Raw genomic sequence first — 15927 nt, forward strand, 5'->3', positions numbered from 1 at the left:
ATCCGGTGGCCCGGAACCGCGTGGGGAAGAAATCAGGCCACGAGATCGTCGAGGCGGTCGCGGCCGCCGACGAGGTGCGTGCGGTGCGGGCGATGAGCACCCATTTCGACGGGATCCGCAACGGCCTGGAGCCTCAGTCCGCGTAGAGGTAGCTGCTCGTGCCCGCCAGGGTGGTGCGGCACCACGCGTCCACCGCGCCCTGGTCCATCGCGGTCCAGTCCGGGGCCAGCTCCACCTGGGCGCGGCCCAGTCTGCGGCCCAGCTCCACCAGCCGGGCCCCCTCGGGGGTGCGTTCACGGGCGTAGTGCCGCAGCGCTCCGGCGGCCGTGGCCGACGTCCGCAGTGCCTCCTCCAGACAGAGGGCGTCCTGCAGCGCCTTGACCGCTCCGCTCGCCGTGTGAGGGCGGGTCACCCCCGCCGCGTCGCCCGCGAGGAGGAACGGGTGCTCCGCGGCGAGGGGCGCGTGCAGATCGGCGACGGGGTGGCAGGTCATCGCGGTGTGCTCCCCGCGGGCCACGATCTCTGCCCACTCCCGGGGAAAGTGCTCCTCGGCCAGCTGCCGTACGTACCCGGCCTCGCCGGCCGCCCCGCCGGGCGGGGGCGCGTAGATCGCATAGGCGAGCAGGCGGTCGTCCGGCCCCGCACCGTCACCCCGGGGGATCAGGTAGAAGATGCCGTGCCCGCCGGGGAAACCGATCGTCACCCAGGCGCCGCGCAGCAGCTCCAGCGGCCGGCGGTGGTCCGCGAGCGCCTCCAGGGGGAGCGTGCCGCGCCACACGGCGTACCCGGCGGGGGTGGGCCGCAGGTCCGGGGCCAGGACGCGGCGGGTGAGCGATTCGTGCCCGTCGGCACCCACGACGATGTCGTAGGTGTCCTCACTCCGTTCCGTACGGACGACGGCGCCGCCGCCGGAGGGCGCCCGCTCGACAGAGGTGACGGGGCGTCCGCGGTGGTGGCTCGCGCCGGCGGACGCGGTGCGCAGCGCCTGCCACAGCAGACCCCAGTTGCACGGGGTCACGGGGCTGGGCTGCCGGGCGAACTCGCGGGCCGAGCGGCCACCGGGGCCCCGGGTCAGCCAGACGCGGGTCACCACGGGTGCGGTGGGCATGGCGGCGTCGAGATAGCCCGTGGCGACCAGCCGCTCGTGCAGGGCGGGCGGGATGACGATGCCGAGCCCCCGGTCCTGGAGCGCGCCCGAGCTGCGCTCGTACACGGTGACGTCGGCCCCCGCCCGGAGACCCGCGACCGCCATCGCGCACCCGGCGATGCTTCCGCCGACGACGCCCATCCGTAAGCCTGTTGCCGCCATGCCGCTACCGCCCGTCCGTCGTCCCGCGTCAAGGGAGATGCCGTCCCCCATCGTCGCAGCCGGGGGGCGCGGACGGGGGAACAACACCCCCCCCGGGGACGGGGCGTCGATGTGGTCGGCGAAGCCGTCGGGCAGGAACGCCTCACCTGCCGGCCGGACTGCCGCTGTTGCGGCCGGCCGTCAAGGGTGGGGCGGCGCCGGGCCCCCGCCCCCGGGTTGGGGCGGGAGGCGCGGGACCCGCGGTCGGATCGGGTCCGCTCCGTGCGACCTGGCTCGGGTGATACGTCGCCTGACAGGTGCGTAGTGCTTGCCGAGCTTCCAGGAACGCGGTGGTGTCGCCCGCGCGGGCCGAATCCACGATGTTCTGGTGGGCGGTGCTCGTCGCCGCCTCGTCGGCGTGCGTGAATCCGTGGCCTGCCGGGAACCGCCGTGCCCGGCCTGGGCGATGGGGACCCGCACGGCTACGTCCGTCTGCGCGAGGCCGCCGGGCTGGGGCCCCAGGAGGGCCCTGATGCTGCTCGGCTCATCGCGACCGATGTGATGAGCCCGTCGATGCGCTGCCTGGACGCCGACGAGACGAAGGTGATCGCGGCGATCCTGGACTAGGCGGGCCTGTGCCGCGTCCGACACCGCGTCCCCGCACAGGAGGAGGGGCCGCCCGGCGGCAGAGATGCTGCCGGGCGGCCCCTCCTCCTGTGCCGGACTAGTTACGCGAACCGCGGGTGCGGCGCAGGAGCACCGCACCGCCCAGCAGCAGTGCGGCGCTGGCGCCTGCGGCCATGCCGATGTCACCCGCGCCGGTCTGGGCCAGCTGCGTGTCAGGCGTGTTCGGACCGGGGTTGCCGGCCGGCGGCTCCATGGCCGGGGGCTCCTCGGCCGGGGGCTCGACCGGCGGCTTCGAGGTGGGCGGCTCGACGGTGGGGGGCTCGACGGTCGGCGGCTCAACCACCGGCGGCTCGACCGGCGGGTGCTCGTAGCCACTGTCGTTGACGCAGGTGTTGCCGAAAGCCGGGTTCAGCAGGCCGACCACATCGACGCTGTTGCCACACGCGTTCACCGGGACGTGGACCGGGGCCTGGACCACGTTGCCGGACAGGACGCCGGGCGAGCCCACGGCCTGTGCGTCCGCGCTCGCGCCGGAGCCCTGGTGGCCGTGCCCGCCGCCGTACGCGTCGCCGTGCTCGTCACCGTAGGCGCCGCCGTGCTCCTCCTTGTGCTCGTCGCCCGAGCTGACATTCGCGCAGGTGTTGCCGAAGGCCGGGTTGAGCAGGGCGATCACGTTCACGGTGTTGCCGCAGAGGTTGACCGGAACGTGCACCGGGACCTGCACGGCGTTGCCCGAACCGACACCGGGGGAGTTCGCGGCGACACCGTCGGCCGAGGCGTCGGCGTGTGCGTAACCGCCCGCGGCGGTCAGGATGCCCGACGCCGCCGCCATGACGATCATGCTTTTGTTCAGAACCTGTCGCATTACATGCCCTTCTCCGGGAAATTCGCGTGGTCGGTGACCCTGATGGCGGTCATTCCATCGACGCGGACGCATCCATAACGACGCGGAGGATGCGGGGGAAACTTGGAGATCGGTGGAAATCGTGTAACCACCCGAAAGGGTCACGTACGCGTGTTCGTCCAGCAGCGGAGTTTCTGGCATTCGGGTGAACGCGGTGATCAGGGGGGAACCAAACGCCCGGAGGCGAGTTGATCAGGGTGCTCCGCTGCGGGGCACTCGGTACAAGAAGGGTTCATCGTGATCAAGAAGGTTCTGGCCACGGGCGCCGTCGCCGCCTCCATCCTCGGTCTCTCGGCGACCAGCGCCATGGCGATCGGTGACGACACGGGCACGACGTCGATCAACGGCAACGGCGCCGAGGCGGAGTACGGCAACAGCGAGACCAAGGGTGACCAGAGCCCGCAGCTCACGCTCGTCCAGGGCTCGCTCAACAAGCCTTGCGTCGCTCTGCCGGTGAAGGCCAACGTGGGCTCGCTGATCGGGCTCGTCCCGATCGCGGTCCAGGACGTCAACGTCCTGTCCAACCCGCAGAACCAGCAGTGCGCGGACAACTCCACCCAGGCCAAGGGCGACGAGCCGCTGTCGCACATCCTGTCGGACATTCCGGTTCTCTCCGGCAACGGTGCCGGCAACAGCTGACCGGGCCTCAACGACCGGCCCGGGCCGCCGACACTCCTCCATCGCGCGGCCCGGGCCTGCAGCATTCGGGCGGTTTTCCGAGAAACGGGTCCCATAGCGTTTCGATGTCGCCCGCCGATCGTTACGGATTACAGCTCCGGAGTTACGAGCGCATTCAGGTAATCGCTCGTGCGGCACGAAAGACGTGTCCGCCCAGGACTCCGCTGCAGAAAGGGATGAAAGTGAAGTACACCAAGGTTGCCGCCGTCGCCGCCGGAACCCTCATGGCGCTCGGTGCCGCCGCCCCGGCCATGGCTGACGCCGGCGCCGGTGCCGCTGCCGTCGGTTCCCCGGGCGTCCTGTCCGGCAACGTCGTGCAGGTTCCGGTCCACGTGCCGGTGAACGTCTGCGGCAACACGATCAACGTGATCGGTCTGCTCAACCCGGCCTTCGGCAACACCTGCGTCAACGACTGATCTTCTGTCGTTCGAGCCGACGGCTCGTCATGAGAAGGCCCCGGAGCGCATATGGCGCCCCGGGGCCTTCCCGCTTTTCCGTCCGGAGTCCGGAGGCGGAAAACCCGGCGCGCGCAGTTTCCCCGCGTGGGACTTGATCGTTGTCCCGTTCAGAGGCGGCGGACGCCGCCCGCAGAAGGGATTTGAGAAAGTGAAGTACGCGAAGACCGTCGCCGTTGTCGCAGGTTCCGTGGCCGCTCTCGGAGCGGCTGCTCCCGCCTTCGCCGCCACCACCCCCACGGCCCCCAAGCTCAGCCTCACCACCGGCGTGAACGAGCTGACGTCCACCGCGCCGCAGATCCCCGACCAGGTGGTGAACCCCGTGGTGGACGCGGTCGGGCAGACCGCCGAAGCAGTCAGCGAGGACGGGACGATCAGCAAGTCGGCCGACGCGGTGAACGGTGTGGCCGATGCGGCGGGGCCGCTCCTGGGCGGACTTCCGCTGGGCGGCTGAACCACCGCGTGACGCCTGGCCCGCCCCTTCACTCCGCACTGTTCCTATGACCGGATACCGCGCATTGCGCAACGGTCCGGCCGAGAAAATCGTTCGAGTGAAATGGCGCAACCATTCCCCCCGGGCGGAGTTGAACAGAATGCTCCGGACAGGCGGGCAACAGAAATACCAGAAGGGCACGTTTCATGATGAAGAAGATTCTGGCGTCGGCGGCAGTCGCCGCCTCCGTCGCCGGCGTTTCCGCCGCCGCGGCCCCCTCGGCCATGGCGATCGGCAACGACCACGGCACGACGTCGGTCAACGGCAACGGTGCCGACCAGTACTACGGCAACAGCAGCACGCACGGTGACATGAGCCCGCAGATCGGCCTGATCCAGGGCTCGTTCAACAAGCCCTGCATCGCGCTGCCCGCGAAGGCCAATATCGGCTCGCTCCTCGGGCTCGTCCCGATCTCGGTCCAGGACATCAACGTCCTGTCCTCCCCGCAGAACCAGCAGTGCACCGAGAACTCCACCCAGGCCAAGGGGGACGAGGCGCTGTCGCACATCCTCAACGACATTCCGGTGCTCTCGGGCAACGGCGCGGGCAACAACTGACACCCTGCGACTCCGGCTCCCCCTGCGCCATTCCGGCCAGGGTGCACCGTTTCCCGCCTCTTCGTAGTTCGTGAAGACACGTGGGGCTGTTCCGTCCATGCAGCTGCCGACCTCGGTCGGCCACAGGGACGGAGCGGCCCCGCGCGTCTGTCCGCGCCCGGCCGGCCTTCCGCCGGTCTGCACGTCGGGTAGCCCGATAGTGCGGGGATTGGGCCGGTTGCCTTACGCGCGGCCAACGCCGCACGCACGGCCGGGTAGATGCGCCTCATGGACCCGTACGACAGTCATCACGCCCCCGGCCGCGACCGGTTGCCCGAAAGCTCCACGCCCATCTACGACCGGCTGCTCGCCGAATGGCAGGAAGCGGCACGGCGCGATGCCGGGACGGCCCCGGTGGACGCGTCCACCGGTCCGCCGGTGACCGGGGGCTCCGCGCGACGCCGTAAGGCCGCGTTCGTCCCCGCCGCCCGTACGGAGGAGGGGCGCGGGTAGCTGCCGCGTCGACCGGGAACGTGATCCAACTCGTTCGAGTGGTGAAGCGGAACCAAACCCTCCGTTCTTGGTTAACAGTACGTTCCACAACGGGACGCTCCGAAAGGTGAAGCGCAATGAAGAAGATGACCGCCGCCGCCGCTGTGGCTGTGTCCCTTATCGGTCTTTCCGCCGCCGCGGCCCCCTCGGCCATGGCGATCGGCGACGACCACGGCACCACCACGGTCAACGGCAACGGTGCCGAGGCGGAGTACGGCAACAGCGAGACCAAGGGTGACCAGAGCCCGCAGCTCAGCCTCGTCCAGGGCTCGCTGAACAAGCCTTGCATCGCACTGCCGGTCAAGGCCAACGTGGGCTCGCTGATCGGTCTCGTTCCGATCGCGGTCCAGGACATCAACGTCCTGTCCAACCCGCAGAACCAGCAGTGCGCGGACAACTCCACCCAGGCCAAGGGTGACGAGCCGCTGTCGCACATCCTGAACGACATCCCGGTGCTCTCGGGCAACGGCGTCGGCAACAACTGACACCATCGAATGCGGGCGGCTCCCGGGCGTATCGCCTGAGGGCCGCCCGCATTCGGCTGTGTGGCGCACACGTCGGTGCCCACCACTCCACGGGGGGTGGTGGGCACCGTTCGTAGGCGAGGGGGGGCGGGTCAGCCCAGGCTACGTACCGGCATGAGGCAGTGCGCGGAGGTGCTGATGACCTCGGGGTCACCCACGAAGGACCGCAGCAGGTCCTCACCGACCGGCTGCCCGGGTACGGCCGCGGGCCAGGGGCGCGTGGCGAACATCCCGTGCACCTTGCCCTCCGACCGCGCCACGGCCAGCCACTCCGGCGGGACGGTGTACTGCGCCGTGAAATGAGGCAGCGTCAGGACGGCCTGGCCGGCCTGGATGAGCAGCTTCACCGGAAGGTTCGGCAGATCCGAGGCGTCCAGGGTCTCGCCCCCCACCCGCAGGCCGCTGCGCTCCAGTGCGGTGCGCATGGCCCTTTCGCCGGCCTCCGGTCCGCCCGGAGCGTCGCCGAGGGTGTAGGTGAGCAGGAAGGCGGTCTCACGCCCCGTTCCGGGATTCGACCCGCTCCAGCCGATCAGGATCTGGGTGCCCAACTGGGCAGGGGAGAAAGGGGCGGTGGGGGCTTTGGGTGAGGTCATGTCCGGCACCCTAACGGCCCGAGACCGGTCCTTGTGCACGCGTATCACCTGATCGGGGAATATCTCTGCCAACCCGGTCCAATCCGTCGCGCGCGGAGGGCTGTCCGGAAAACCCGTTGACCGCCCGGGGAGCCCCCGGGCTAAGGTGTGCGCAGTTGAAGGAACCAGGAGGTGAGGACATTGATGACTGTCGTCGCGGTGGGCGCTGCCCACGACCCGAAGTGCATCGTTCCCACCCCCGTGGCCGCCGGCTGACCTTCACTTTCCTCCGCGCCTGAAGGCGCGGTGCCGGGGCCGCCCTTGTGAAGGGTTTCCCTTGTCTCTCTCCATCTCTCAGGCCTCCACCCCGTCGCACCCGCTGGCCCCGTACGGCTGGGACGACGCATGGGCCGAGACCTTCGCACCGTACGCCGAGCAGGGTCTCCTGCCGGGACGCGTGGTGCGGGTCGACCGCGGTCAGTGCGACGTGGTCACTCCGGACGGCACCCTCAGGGCGGACACCGCCTTCGTGGTGCCCCGCGACCCGATGCGGATCGTCTGCACCGGGGACTGGGTGGCCGTCGATCCCGACGGTGACCCGCAGTTCGTCCGTACGCTCCTGCCCCGCCGCACCGCCTTCGTACGCTCGACGTCGTCGCAGCGCTCCGAGGGCCAGGTGCTCGCCACCAACATCGATCACATCGTCATCTGTGTCTCGCTCGCCGTCGAGCTGGACCTCGGACGGCTTGAACGGTTCCTGGCGCTGGCCATGTCCAGCACCGCCGGCGCCGCTCTGCTCGGCGACGCGCGCCGCCCCGCCGGTCACGAGGGGTACGAGGCGCACCCGCTCGTGCTGCTCACCAAGGCCGACCTCGTCCCCGACGTCACGACGCTGTCCCACCTCGTCGAGGACATCGAGCGCATCGCCCCCGGGGTCCAGGTGCTCCCCGTCAGCTCCGCCACGGGGGAGGGCGTGGACGTCTTCGGCGCGATCGTCGGCGGCGGTACGAGCGTGCTGCTCGGGACGTCCGGCGCCGGCAAGTCGACCCTCGCCAACACGCTGCTCGGCGAGGACGTGATGGATGTGCGGGCGGCGCGGGACGTGGACGGCAAGGGCCGCCACACCACCACCACGCGCAACCTCCTCGTGCTGCCGGGGGGCGGCGTCCTGATCGACACCCCCGGGCTTCGGGGGGTCGGTCTCTGGGACGCGGCGGTCGGCGTCGGCCAGGTCTTCTCGGAGATCGAGGACCTGGCCCGGCAGTGCCGTTTCCATGACTGCGCCCACGAGGCCGAGCCCGGCTGCGCCGTGCTCGGCGCCATCGAGGACGGGGCGCTGTCCGAGCGGCGTCTCGACAGCTACCGCAAGCTGCTCCGGGAGAACCACCGCATCGCGGCGAAGACGGACGCCCGGCTGCGCACCGAGACCCTGCGCGAGTGGAAGCGCAGGGGAGCTGAGGGACGGGCGGCCATGGCGATGAAGCGCGGCAGGACGCGTTAGCGAGAACGGCGGGAGGAGGCCGGGGCGGCGTCGCCGTTCCGGCCCCCTCCCGCCCTCAGCCCCAGATGACTGCACCCAGCCATGCCCCCACCGCCAGAAGACAGCAGAAGAGCTCCAGGAGCACCGAGTATCCCGTCGCCCGCATCACGGACCGGAGTGAGGTCCAGCCCGCCGCCCGGCTGCCGAGCCGCAGGCGTTCGGCGCCGTAGACCGCGCCCACGTATCCCAGGATCCCGCCCACCACCGGGATGACGAAGAAGCCGGCGATCGCCGCGAGGCCGCCGGCCATCAGCGTTCTGCGCGGCGCCCCCGACTCGCGGGGGCGCCGCGAGGGCAGCAGTGCCTTCAGCGCCTGGTTCAGCAGCAGGAGGCACGTCGCGCCGATCAGCACGCCCCAGGCGACCGGGGTCGGGTCCGTAAGCGCCCACCAGAGCACCGCGGCCCACACGATCGCCTGCCCGGGCACGCCCGGCACCAGGACGCCGACCAGGCCGAGCAGCATCACCGCCCCGACGGCAACGAGCTGCCACACACTCATTCGACCAGCGTGCCGGAGTACGCCGGGTCCCGCCCGTCAGCGCTGACCCCACGAGCGGCCGAAGCCGCGGTCAGCGTGGGGCGCGGGCCACCCAGCCACGTTCGTACGCGTGCCAGCCGAGCTGCAGCCGGGTGGTGACCCCGGTGAGCTCCATGAGCCCCTTCACCCGCCGCTGCACCGTCCGCAGCCCCAGGTCCAGCTGCTTCGCCACGCTCGCGTCCGTCAGACCCGCCAGCAGCAGCGAGAGGATCTCCAGGTCGGTCGGATCGGCGCCCGGTCCGTTCTCCTCGCGGATCCCGCTCCCGCCGAGCCGCAACGGCATCGCGTCCCGCCACACCGCCTCAAAGAGGCCCATCAGGGACTCCAGCAGCCCGCTGGCGTGGATCACCAGGGCGGCTGGCTCGGCCCCCCGGCCGGTCAGCGGCACCATGGCCAGGGCGGCGTCGGCGACCACCAGTTTCGTCGGCACCCGGTCGACCACCCTGCACTGCTCGTCGCGGCCCAGCGCCGCCGACAGCTCCACGATCCCGGACGGCAGTGAGAGCACGTCGCGCTCGACGACCACCCGGTAGGACACACCGCGCATCGCCGCCCGCTCCTCGGACTCGTTCTCCATCCCGGTGACCGCGATCGGCTTCCCGGTGACCAGCGCGCAGACCTCGGACGTGGCGCCCAGCTGCAGTTGGTGGAACCGGTGGGCCACCGCGCTCGCGCCGGTCACCACCTCCACCAGGTCGTGAACCGCGGGTTCGGCGGCCTCCGCCCGGTACTCCTCGGCGAGCAGCGCGGACGCCAGCTCCGCCTGTTCGAGCTCATGGCGCTGCTGGGTCAGCAGCGCGCCCAGGGCGACCCCGGGCGGCGCGGCGACCCAGCGGTCCGCCCGTGACGACGACTGGGCCACGAGTCCCTGCTGCTCCAGCCGGCGCAGCGCACGCTCGGTGTCCGCCTCCGGCAGGGCGAGCCGGCGCGCGAGGTCGGAGAGCTCCGCGGCGCCGGCCGCGACCAGTGTCCGGTAGGCCGCTTCCTGTCTTTCGTCGAGACCTATCGCTGACAGCATCCTCGGCCCTCCCCGGCTCCGTGCTCGCGCGTTCCCACGCCCGTCCGGCGGGGTGTGCGGTGGCGGGAAACAGCCACGGCGTAAACCCGCCGGGCCCATCATGCCCCGTCGCCCCCGTCTCTCTGACAATCTGGCGCCACCGCAGCAACGTCCGCGCCATGGGCGGCGGGCTGAGCACACGGACCGGCCCGCCGGGCGACCTTCCCGTGGGGGGTGGGGACGCCTGGCGGGTCACACCCCTCGGAGCCACTTCCGGGCCACTTTTCCGGATGAACCGGTTTCGTACGCCCTGATCGGTCGACAATACGGTCATGAGCCAGCAGGGGGAGAAGCCCGCCGCCCACGAGGACGACTGGTGGCGTGCGCTGTACGACGAGACCGCGCCGGACGCCGGGCCGAGCGGTGCGGCCGACAGTCTCGACGACCGCTTCGACTCCGCGTCGGACGCCGTGGGCGGGCCGGAGACCGACCCGGCGGAGCAGGTGGACCACCCGGTCAGGGTGGTGCCGCTGCCCGACCCGCGCCTACCGGAGGCGGACCTCGCGCCGGAGCCCCCGCGTCCCGCGACGGAGCCGCCCCCGCCTCCCGCGCCGGGGCCCTCGCCCGCGCGCACCGTCGCGGTCGGGCGCGCCCCCTGGGAACCTCCTGCCGGACCACCTGAGCCGCGGACCTTCGCGGTGCGGGCGCCCGCCGCCGGGCCATCCGCCGTGCCGGAGCCGGCCGGTGCCCCGCCCGTACGCCCCGCCGTCGGCCACATCGGGGACCGGCCCCCCACCTACGACGCCGAGCCCGCCGCACTGCCCGCCTCCGGCCCCGACGACCTCGACGCCCTCGTCCCCGACACGGTCCTCGACGGCGCCAGGTACGGGACGTACACCCTGCGGGCCGCGTCCGTACGCGGCGACTCGGCGCGCTTCCGGGGCGAGCCCCGCCGCGACGCCCTGCTCACCGCGCGCTTCGGCGCCGGGGACAGCGCCCTGGTCCTGGTCGTGGTGGCCGGCGGCGCCCGGGGCACGGAACAGACCCGCCTCGCCGCCGCGGACGCCTGTCGCTGGATCGGCGGATCCGTCGCCCGCAGTCATGCCCGGCTCTCCGACGACATAAGGGCAGGACGCAGGGGCGACCTCAAGTCGGGGCTGCAACGCCTCACCGACCGCACCTACGGCAAACTGCGCGGCCGGGCCGCCGAGCTCGGCCTCGAACCGTCCGCGTACAGCGCCGACCTGCGCTGTCTGCTGCTGTCCGCCGACCCCGAGTGCCGTACCCGGGTCTTCTTCGGCATCGGACCGGGCGGCCTCTTCCGCCTCCGCGACGGGGTCTGGCAGGACCTCGACCCCGTGCTCCCCGCGACCGGCGCGGAGGCGAGAGAGGAGAGCCCCGGCGGGGACCGGCTGACGATGGATCTGCAGATCACCTCGGCCCGGCCCCCGCACGCCGGGAGCCCGCCGCCACCGCCCGCGGAACCCTTCCGTTTCCGGGCCTCCGTGGCACGGTCCGGGGACACGCTGCTGCTCTGCGGAAACGGCCTGGCCGAACCCATGCGCGGGGAACCGGCGCTCGCCGAGGAGCTCGCGCGGCGCTGGACCGCCGACGGCCCGCCCGGGCTGCCCGCCTATCTGGCCGACACCCAGTTGAGGGTCAAGGGGTACGCCGACGACCGAACGAGCGCGGCGGTCTGGGAGGCGTAACCCGGCACGCCATGGGTTGATGGAGGCACGGACAGCCGGAGGCAGAGAGGGTGCGCACCCATGGCCAAGCAGAACGTGTCGGAACAGTTCGTCGACATCCTCGTGCGGGCGGGGGTCAAGCGGCTGTACGGCGTCGTGGGCGACAGCCTCAACCCCGTGGTCGACGCCGTCCGGCGTAATGCCGCGGTCGAGTGGGTCCAGGTCAGGCACGAGGAGACCGCCGCGTTCGCGGCCGGCGCCGAGGCCCAGATCACCGGCACCCTCGCGGCCTGCGCCGGCTCGTGCGGGCCGGGCAACCTCCACCTCATCAACGGCCTCTACGACGCCCACCGCTCCATGGCCCCGGTGCTCGCCCTCGCCTCGCACATCCCGTCGAGCGAGATCGGCCTCGGCTACTTCCAGGCGACGCACCCGGAGCTGCTCTTCCAGGAGTGCAGCCACTACAACGAGATGATCTCCAACCCGCAGCAGATGCCGCGGCTCCTCCAGACGGCGATCCAGCACGCGATCGGCCGAGGCGGGGTCAGCGTCGTGTCGATGCCGGGTGACATCGCCTCGCAGCCGGCCCCGGAGAAGTCGATCGAGCACGCCCTGGTCACCTCGCGGCCCTCCGTGAAGCCCGGTGACGAGGAGATCGAGAAGCTCTGCAGAATGATCGACAAGGCCAAACGGGTGACGCTGTTCTGCGGAAGCGGAACAGCGGGCGCGCACGCCGAGGTCATGGAGTTCGCCGAGCGGGTGAAGTCCCCGGTGGGCCACGCGCTGCGCGGCAAGGAGTGGATCCAGTACGACAACCCGTACGACGTGGGCATGAGCGGACTGCTCGGCTACGGCGCCGCCTACGAGGCCACCCACGAGTGCGATCTGCTGATCCTGCTGGGCACCGACTTCCCGTACAACGCGTTCCTCCCGGACGACGTGAAGATCGTCCAGGTCGACGTGCGCCCGGAGCACCTGGGCCGGCGGTCCAAGCTCGATCTGGCCGTCTGGGGCGATGTGCGCGAGACGTTGCGCTCCCTGACCCCGCGCGTGAAGGTCAAGACCGACCGCAAGTTCCTCGACCGGATGCTGAAGAAGCACGCCGACGCGCTCGAGGGCGTGGTCAAGGCGTACACCCGCAAGGTCGAGAAGCACGTACCGATCCATCCTGAGTACGTCGCCTCGGTCCTCGACGAACTCGCGGACGACGACGCCGTGTTCACCGTCGACACCGGCATGTGCAATGTGTGGGCCGCCCGCTATCTGACGCCCAACGGCAAGCGCAGGGTGATCGGTTCGTTCAGCCACGGCTCGATGGCCAACGCCCTGCCGCAGGCGATCGGAGCCCAGTTCACCGACCGGAACCGGCAGGTCGTGTCGATGTCCGGCGACGGTGGATTCACCATGCTGATGGGTGATTTCCTCACGCTCGTCCAGTACAACCTGCCGGTGAAGGTCGTCCTGTTCAACAACTCCTCGCTCGGCATGGTCGAGCTGGAGATGCTGGTCGCGGGGCTGCCCTCGTTCGGTACGACCAACAAGAACCCCGACTTCGCGGAGATCGCGCGGGCCGCCGGGGCCTACGGGGTTCGGGTCGAGAAGCCCAAGCAGCTGGAGAGCGCGCTCAAGGCCGCCTTCAGACACAAGGGCCCGGCGCTCGTCGACGTGGTCACCGACCCGAACGCCCTCTCCATCCCGCCGAAGATCAGTGCCGACATGGTCACCGGCTTCGCGCTCTCCGCCAGCAAGATCGTCCTGGACGGCGGGGTCGGCAGGATGCTCCAGATGGCCCGCTCCAACCTCCGTAACGTCCCGCGGCCCTGAGCGGGGCCAGGGCGGCTCACATCAGCCGTAGGGTCCCGGGCCCGGTCCGCTCCGTGATGATGTCGACCAGCTGGTCGAAGAGCGTCGGGCCCCGGCCCGCCCGGGCCTCGGCCAGTTCCCGTTCGACGCGCGCCCTGTTGGTGGGGTGGACCCGGGGGAGCAGACCGGCCAGCCGGCGGGCGGTCTCCTCGTGGCCCAGGGCGCGGGCGGAGCGGGTGTGGTCGTGCCACTCGATGACGAAGGACCCGTCGTCCGGCGTGCCGAAACCGCCGCCGAGGCAGTTCGCGAAGGCGTCGAGGCTACGGCCGAAGTAGCCGCCGGGGCCGTTCACCGCCTCGCCGACCGCATCCCAGAAGCCGTCCAGGCCGCTGATCCCGGAGCCGTCGATCACATAGGTCACGGTCATGCGTGGAGCGTACAAGCGCGTGCTCTCCCGACGCCGGTCCGGTGGTCCGCGCCGCAGGTGGGGGACTGCGGCGCGGACCGGTCCGTGGGTGTACGGCTCAGCAGTCGTGGTCGACCAGGTCGAAGGACTCGTAGTGGTCCGCGGTGTAGTAGTCCTCCTCGACCTCTTCGCCCGTCACGATCCGGCGGGCGCCGCGGTCCGGGGAGCCGGGCGTGATGACGGTGTACTCGTGGTAGTAGCCCGTGCTCCGACTGGGCAGCAGGGCCTCCCGGTTCTGGAAGACGGTGCCGTCCTGCTCGTACGGGAACGGGCCGCCCGCGTCGATGAGGTCGAGTGTGTCGTGGGCCTGGGACGGCAGCGCCGAGTAGCAGACGCTGCCGACCGCGGCGGTCGAGGGAGCCGTCGCGGCCGATGCGGTGACCGGCCCGCCGACGAAGAGGACGGACAGGAGGGCGGCGATGCCGCCGAGCGTGGTGAACCGTGGGGGGATTCGCATGCCCACCATGATGACGCGCGTAGATCCCCATCCGTCAACGCCAACACGAGTGAATTTTTGGGAAGTTAACGGTGAGTACGAAAAACGTGACGCGACGGCCGCCGATCGGAGGTCGCGTGACCGCCCGTTCATATGTTGATGCCTCGGGACGCGTGACCGCTGCCCTGTGGGGCATGCATCCCGTGACGGTGTTCGAGACATGACGTCATGAAACGGAACTCAGGGAGGCCGATTCAGCGTGCGTGCGGGGGACATGACGAAGCGACAGGAGAGCCCGCCCAGACGGCTGCACCGCAGACTCGGCCATGCCGATCTGTCGGCCGTGGGGGAGATACGTGGAGCGCTGCGGGAGTTCCTGCGCAGCCGAAGGCGGCCGCAGGAGACGGAGGTGGCGGAGCTTCTGCTCAGCGAGCTGGTGACCAACGCGCTCATCCACACGAGGAACGGCGCCGTGGTGACGGTGACCTCCGCGCCAGCGCGAGTGCGGGTGGAGGTGCGCGACTTCGAGACCGGACAGGAGCCCGCGCCGTACGTACCGAACGCCGACGACGGTACGCACGGCAGGGGACTGATCCTCGTCCAGAGCCTGGCCGACTCCTGGGGAGTCACGACGCAGGCGCTGGGCAAGGTGGTCTGGTTCGAGCTGAACGCCGGAATGGCCTGACGCTCAGCCGAACTGCTGCTCCAGGTCCTTCAGTTTCTGCTCCAGCGAATCGAGCCGGGGCAGGGCCTGGGTGTCGTCCTCGGCTGTGAGGTCGACGGTCGCGGGTTCACCGCTGGTGGTCTGTGCCGAAGTACTCCTGGAGTTCGAGCCGTTCACGGCTTGGAGGGATGGCCGGGGGCGCAGTGGCAGTTGCCCCGGTTCTGTTATTGCAGGCTCCGCGACGGCCGGTGGGCCGCCGCCCGGGGCCGGGGCGATCGCCTGGACGTCCACCTGGCGACCGGTCCGGCTGCCACGGCTCCAGACCCGGTTCTGCCGGTTCAGGGCCTTGATGTGGGCGCGGTCCAGCTTCGCCTGGTCCCTTCTGCGGTGCCGGTCCTGTTCCTTCTCCCGGCGGTCCTCACGAACCTCGTCGACCGCCTCGTCCAGGGTGCGTACGCCCTCGAGGAGCATCAGCGACCAGGCGCCGAAGGTCTCCCTCGGGGCGCGCAGCCACCGTACGATCCGGATCTGCGGCAGCGGGCGGGGCACCAGGCCCTGTTCACGCAGCGCCGCACGGCGGGTCTGCTTCAGCGCGCGGTCGAACAGCACCGCCGCCGAGAGCGACATCCCCGCGAAGAAGTGCGGGGCGCCCGCGTGGTCCATCCCGCGTGGCGCGTGCACCCAGTTGAACCAGGCGGCTGCGCCGGCGAACGTCCACACCAGCAGCCGGGAGCCGAGCGCGGCGTCCCCGTGGCTGGCCTCGCGCACCGCGAGCACCGAACAGAACATCGCGGCCCCGTCGAGGCCGAACGGCACGAGGTACTCCCAGCCCCCGGAGAGGCTGAGGTTTTGCCGGCCGAAGCCGACGAGCCCGTGGAAGGAGAGGGCGGCGGCGACCGCGGCACAGCAGAACAGCAGGACGTACGAGGCGGTGGCGTAGAGCGCCTCCTTGCGCCTGCGGCGCTCCTCGCTGCGTTCCCAGCTGTCGTCGGCCGCGGCCTTTCCAGCGGCGCGCTTGCCGCGCGCGACCACCGTCACCGCCGCCATGACCCCCACGAGCAGCACGGCGCCCGGAAGCAGCCAGTCAAGCGATATATCGGTCAGTCTCATGCGCGGTCCCTTGCGTCACGTAGGGCGTTTCGGGCGCCATCGTGGCGGAAATACTG

General features: G+C 71.1%; 20 protein-coding genes and 1 pseudogene. 12 read left to right on the forward strand and 9 right to left on the reverse strand.

Translation table 11 applies throughout. The features are described 5' to 3' along the window. Positions 1–5 precede the first annotated feature (5 nt). On the forward strand, positions 6–146 hold the full coding sequence (locus ACIQM3_RS27810; RefSeq protein WP_401628775.1) for a hypothetical protein: 141 nt from the start codon (positions 6–8) through the stop codon (positions 144–146). On the opposite strand, the gene ACIQM3_RS27815 is transcribed toward ACIQM3_RS27810, so the two are convergent. Together ACIQM3_RS27815 and ACIQM3_RS27820 are read right to left on the reverse strand one after the other, a co-directional pair. Beyond that, positions 134–1309, reverse strand: coding sequence for an FAD-dependent monooxygenase (locus tag ACIQM3_RS27815; RefSeq protein WP_401628777.1), 1176 nt, complete (start codon positions 1307–1309; stop codon positions 134–136). The two genes, ACIQM3_RS27810 and ACIQM3_RS27815, sit on opposite strands and share 13 nt — an antisense overlap. A 180-nt stretch (positions 1310–1489) precedes the next feature. Further along, a pseudogene (locus ACIQM3_RS27820) lies at positions 1490–1718 on the reverse strand (hypothetical protein); the annotation flags it as partial. Between the two features lie 20 nt (positions 1719–1738). Here ACIQM3_RS27820 and ACIQM3_RS27825 point away from each other — a divergent pair. Further along, positions 1739–1915 carry a hypothetical protein gene (locus ACIQM3_RS27825; protein WP_401628779.1) on the forward strand — a complete coding sequence of 59 codons (177 nt, stop codon included), beginning with the start codon at positions 1739–1741 and terminating at the stop codon, positions 1913–1915. Between the two features lie 97 nt (positions 1916–2012). Here ACIQM3_RS27825 and ACIQM3_RS27830 read toward each other — a convergent pair whose 3' ends face one another. Continuing rightward, on the reverse strand, positions 2013–2780 hold the full coding sequence (locus tag ACIQM3_RS27830; RefSeq protein ID WP_401628782.1) for a chaplin: 768 nt from the start codon (positions 2778–2780) through the stop codon (positions 2013–2015). A gap of 276 nt (positions 2781–3056) precedes the next feature. Here ACIQM3_RS27830 and ACIQM3_RS27835 point away from each other — a divergent pair, with 276 nt between their 5' ends. From ACIQM3_RS27835 to ACIQM3_RS27860, 6 genes are all read left to right on the forward strand, one after another. Then, positions 3057–3458 (forward strand): rodlin, encoded by a 402-nt coding sequence (locus tag ACIQM3_RS27835; RefSeq protein WP_401628784.1) that lies wholly within the window; start codon positions 3057–3059, stop codon positions 3456–3458. 221 nt (positions 3459–3679) lie between these two features. Then, entirely contained in the window at positions 3680–3913 is a 234-nt protein-coding gene (locus tag ACIQM3_RS27840; protein ID WP_401628786.1) for a chaplin, read from the forward strand. A gap of 190 nt (positions 3914–4103) precedes the next feature. After that, positions 4104–4406: a hypothetical protein gene (locus ACIQM3_RS27845; protein WP_401628789.1), complete on the forward strand. Its 303-nt coding sequence runs from the start codon at positions 4104–4106 to the stop codon at positions 4404–4406. 185 nt (positions 4407–4591) lie between these two features. Next, positions 4592–5002, forward strand: a complete 411-nt coding sequence (locus ACIQM3_RS27850) for a rodlin (RefSeq protein ID WP_401628792.1) — start codon at positions 4592–4594, stop codon at positions 5000–5002. 267 nt (positions 5003–5269) lie between these two features. Next, entirely contained in the window at positions 5270–5494 is a 225-nt protein-coding gene (locus ACIQM3_RS27855; protein ID WP_401628795.1) for a hypothetical protein, read from the forward strand. A gap of 116 nt (positions 5495–5610) precedes the next feature. After that, positions 5611–6018, forward strand: coding sequence for a rodlin (locus ACIQM3_RS27860; protein ID WP_401628797.1), 408 nt, complete (start codon positions 5611–5613; stop codon positions 6016–6018). A gap of 131 nt (positions 6019–6149) precedes the next feature. Here ACIQM3_RS27860 and ACIQM3_RS27865 read toward each other — a convergent pair whose 3' ends face one another. Further along, positions 6150–6650, reverse strand: coding sequence for a DUF5949 family protein (locus ACIQM3_RS27865; protein WP_401628799.1), 501 nt, complete (start codon positions 6648–6650; stop codon positions 6150–6152). A 316-nt stretch (positions 6651–6966) separates the two neighbouring features. Here ACIQM3_RS27865 and rsgA point away from each other — a divergent pair, with 316 nt between their 5' ends. Next, on the forward strand, positions 6967–8130 hold the full coding sequence (gene rsgA / locus ACIQM3_RS27870; protein WP_401628802.1) for a ribosome small subunit-dependent GTPase A: 1164 nt from the start codon (positions 6967–6969) through the stop codon (positions 8128–8130). Positions 8131–8185: 55 nt separating this feature from the next. Here the strand turns inward: rsgA and ACIQM3_RS27875 are convergent, their stop codons facing one another. Both ACIQM3_RS27875 and ACIQM3_RS27880 read right to left on the reverse strand, forming a co-directional pair. Then, complete coding sequence (locus ACIQM3_RS27875; RefSeq protein WP_401628805.1) at positions 8186–8668, reverse strand: DUF456 domain-containing protein; 483 nt, start codon at positions 8666–8668, stop codon at positions 8186–8188. A gap of 70 nt (positions 8669–8738) precedes the next feature. Beyond that, complete coding sequence (locus ACIQM3_RS27880; RefSeq protein WP_401628807.1) at positions 8739–9725, reverse strand: helix-turn-helix domain-containing protein; 987 nt, start codon at positions 9723–9725, stop codon at positions 8739–8741. 311 nt (positions 9726–10036) lie between these two features. On the opposite strand from ACIQM3_RS27880, the gene ACIQM3_RS27885 reads away from it, so the two are divergent. Together ACIQM3_RS27885 and ACIQM3_RS27890 are read left to right on the forward strand one after the other, a co-directional pair. Beyond that, the gene (locus ACIQM3_RS27885) at positions 10037–11413 is read left to right on the forward strand and encodes a protein phosphatase 2C domain-containing protein (RefSeq protein ID WP_401628809.1); all 1377 of its coding nucleotides are present in this window, start codon (positions 10037–10039) and stop codon (positions 11411–11413) included. Positions 11414–11473: 60 nt separating this feature from the next. After that, positions 11474–13216 (forward strand): pyruvate dehydrogenase, encoded by a 1743-nt coding sequence (locus ACIQM3_RS27890; protein ID WP_401628812.1) that lies wholly within the window; start codon positions 11474–11476, stop codon positions 13214–13216. A 16-nt stretch (positions 13217–13232) separates the two neighbouring features. On the opposite strand, the gene ACIQM3_RS27895 is transcribed toward ACIQM3_RS27890, so the two are convergent. After that, complete coding sequence (locus ACIQM3_RS27895) at positions 13233–13622, reverse strand: barstar family protein (protein WP_401628816.1); 390 nt, start codon at positions 13620–13622, stop codon at positions 13233–13235. A gap of 97 nt (positions 13623–13719) precedes the next feature. Further along, positions 13720–14118 (reverse strand): ribonuclease domain-containing protein, encoded by a 399-nt coding sequence (locus ACIQM3_RS27900; RefSeq protein ID WP_401628819.1) that lies wholly within the window; start codon positions 14116–14118, stop codon positions 13720–13722. 253 nt (positions 14119–14371) lie between these two features. Here ACIQM3_RS27900 and ACIQM3_RS27905 point away from each other — a divergent pair, with 253 nt between their 5' ends. Beyond that, positions 14372–14782, forward strand: a complete 411-nt coding sequence (locus ACIQM3_RS27905) for an ATP-binding protein (RefSeq protein WP_401628822.1) — start codon at positions 14372–14374, stop codon at positions 14780–14782. A gap of 3 nt (positions 14783–14785) precedes the next feature. On the opposite strand, the gene ACIQM3_RS27910 is transcribed toward ACIQM3_RS27905, so the two are convergent. Further along, a complete protein-coding gene (locus ACIQM3_RS27910; protein ID WP_401628824.1) occupies positions 14786–15871 on the reverse strand; it encodes a DUF2637 domain-containing protein in 1086 nt (361 codons plus the stop codon). Positions 15872–15927 lie beyond the last annotated feature (56 nt).

Source organism: Streptomyces sp. NPDC091271, from assembly GCF_044757505.1.
Lineage (GTDB): Bacteria > Actinomycetota > Actinomycetes > Streptomycetales > Streptomycetaceae > Streptomyces.